Source organism: Promineifilum sp. (SeqCode), assembly GCF_041918635.1.
GTDB lineage: Bacteria > Chloroflexota > Anaerolineae > Promineifilales > Promineifilaceae > Promineifilum.
The window spans coordinates 1-2,506 of sequence record NZ_JAYRVJ010000818.1 but is presented as its reverse complement, the minus strand read 5'-3'; the positions used below and the strand labels follow the sequence as shown (position 1 = coordinate 2,506).

The 2,506-nt window shown below is 65.5% G+C and carries 2 protein-coding genes; one reads left to right on the top strand and one right to left on the bottom strand.

Annotated elements, in window-relative coordinates:
* Positions 1 to 162: 162 nt before the first annotated feature.
* A complete protein-coding gene (locus ACE3UY_RS23230; protein WP_374689844.1) occupies positions 163 to 1,962 on the bottom strand; it encodes a M14 family zinc carboxypeptidase in 1,800 nt (599 codons plus the stop codon).
* Positions 1,963 to 2,281: 319 nt separating this feature from the next.
* On the opposite strand from ACE3UY_RS23230, the gene rpsU reads away from it, so the two are divergent.
* Positions 2,282 to 2,494, top strand: a complete 213-nt coding sequence (rpsU, locus tag ACE3UY_RS23225; protein WP_374689843.1) for a 30S ribosomal protein S21 — start codon at positions 2,282 to 2,284, stop codon at positions 2,492 to 2,494.
* Positions 2,495 to 2,506: the final 12 nt, after the last annotated feature.

Here is a 2,506-nt window from a genome sequence, read left to right as displayed (position 1 = left end):
GATCCTGGTGATGGATCACGGCCGCCTGGTGGAGCAGGGCACGCACGCCGACCTTCTGGCCCACGACGGCCTCTATGCGTCGCTCTACGAGACACAGTTCCGGCCGGAGGGAGTTTTGGCGGAATAGTGGTCAGTGAACAGGGGTCAGTAGCCGGCCACTGTTCACTGACCGCCGGCCACCACCGCCGGCAGGAAAGCCGCCGCGGCCGGCTCCTCATCCACCTGGAAGAACGCGGCCGAAACCGGCCCCCAATGGCCGTCGCTGTCCTGGCCGCGTAGAAAGAGCAAGTGGCGGCCAGGCGGCAGGCTGGCCGTGTCAATCGAGCCTACCACCTCTTCAACGGGCGAATCAAAGCTGGTGTCGGCGGCGACCAGCGACGTGAGATGCACCCCTGCTACCCAGGGCGGGGCATCGACGGAGAAGGCAGCCGCGCCGATGGGCCGGTTGCCGTTGTCGCTGTCGTTGACGGTCGCTGTCACCCTCAGGAACGGCTCGTACCCGCCAACGTTGACTTCCAGCACGTCAGGCCCATGCACGCTCTGGTAGGGCGTGCGGGCGATGCGCGCGGCATAGAGCAGCGCCGGGCGGTTCTCGGGCCACTGCCCCGCGTCGATCGCCTCATAGGGCGGCATGAAGCTGTCGCCCATCTCAAAGGTGAAGGCCGGGATGCCCAATTCAGCGTAGGCCCAATCGTCGGTCGCGCCGGCGGCGGCGTAGAGGCACGCCGTCGCCTGGCAGGACTGATAGCCGTTGAAGCCGGCCAGCTTATCGCCGATGGCCTTCAGATCAGTGTGGTTGGGCGCGGTTTCATCCAGATGGCCCCACGGCCAGAGGACAAGGTTGCTGAAGCTGTGCAGCGTGACCAGGATGCCGGTTGTATCGTCGGGGGCTGCGTCGTCGAGTTGCGGGCCGCGTTGGTCGGGGAAGAGGGCGCGTACCAAGGTCTCGAGGGCGACGGTTTCTACCTCAGATGCCGGACTGGGGCCGTGGAAAACCACGTCGCACGGGTCGGCGCTGGAGCCTTCGCCGGCCCAGCCGAAGCTGTGGTTGCGGTTCAAGTCCACGCCGTAGTGCTGGCCGCCGCCGCCCGTCGGGGGCGGCCAGATGACGCAATCCACGGTTCCGTCATCATTGGCATCGAGGTTGGCGTTCTTGCGCTGGTAGAAGGGGCTGCCGCCCAACTGCGCGCCCAGTTCCACCAACCAACGCCCATCCGGATTAGCCACCGGAACGATCCAGACCTCCTGCCAGTCGACCAGCCAGGTGATGTCGGGGTCTACGCCATAGCCCTCGACCAGGGCTTCCAGGAAGCGCATGGCGATCTCCGGCGTGGTGATCTCGCGGGCGTGAACGGCCGCCATCAGGAAGAGGATGGGCTTCTGACCACGGGCCACGGTCGAGCCGTTCACGGTTGAACTGCCGGCCACGGCTTCGTTCGTCACGCGGATGGCCTGCAGCGGATAGCCGGGCTGCGCCTGCCCGCCCAGGGTGACGCAGCCGCCCCGGCTCAGGCAATGGCTCTGGCCGTAATCGACGAGTTCAGTGAGTTGCGGATACGCCGCGGCCAGCGCCGCCACGTCACGGTACAGATCATCGAGGCTGCGGTAGCCATCGAGAAACCCGGCGCGCCGCGCCATGGGGCGGGCGGCTTGCGCGGTCGCCGCTTCATCCACCTGGAGCCGCCACCCTTGCCGGGCCAGGGTCTCGTAGCCGGCGCGATCGACGGCGACGAGTACGTAGCGCTCGGTCAGGTTGTTGTACTCCCACACGTCGAAGGCATGGAGGCGGGCGATGTCGCGGACGTTGTCGTAGTAGACGCGCGCGACGAGCCTGTCGCCGCGGCCGGTCGCGGCAGGCGACGCCGGTTGTGCGTCGAGCCGGGCCGAAAGGACAATGGCGAGGAGGAGGGCGAGTAAGAGGCCGGCCAGGAGAGCCGGTCTGGAGCTAGGGGATGATGGCATGCGGGCTTAACGCTGTGAGCGGCTGCGCCCCAGCTTCGGCCCGATAATCGCCGCCAGCATGAGCAAAATGAAGATAACGAAGATCGCAACGCCGACCGGTTCCATGTAGCTATCCTCCGTAAGGCTGTTGAGAGCCGGGCAGACCCCGGCCGCTCAAGGGGATTATAGCGGATGTCGGCTTGTAGTCAGGCAATTCATGGCCGTTCTTCACCTCCTCGCGCGAAGAACGGCCATGAATGGTCTGACTACGAACTGCGATTGCCCACGCGCGGGGCCTGTGGTAGACTAGAGGAGATGTCAAAACCACAAGATGAAGGGGGTGAATACTCTGCCTAAGGTTACGCTTCGATCCGATGAATCGCCGGAACAGCTGCTCCGCCGCTTCAGCCGTGAGGTAGTCAAGAGCCGCGTGCTGACCGACGTGCGCCGCAAGCGCTGGTTTGTGTCGAAGAGCGAACTGACGCGCATCGCCAAGAAAAAGGCGGCGCGCCGGACGCGCAAGTCGCAAAAAGAAGTGCAGCAAGGTGTCTAGGCGCGGGTCGAT

Coding starts and splice junctions, on each gene's coding strand:
- ACE3UY_RS23230 (WP_374689844.1), bottom strand. CDS start 1,962: ATGCCATCATCCCCTAGCTCCAGACCGGCTCTCCTGGCCGGCCTCTTA.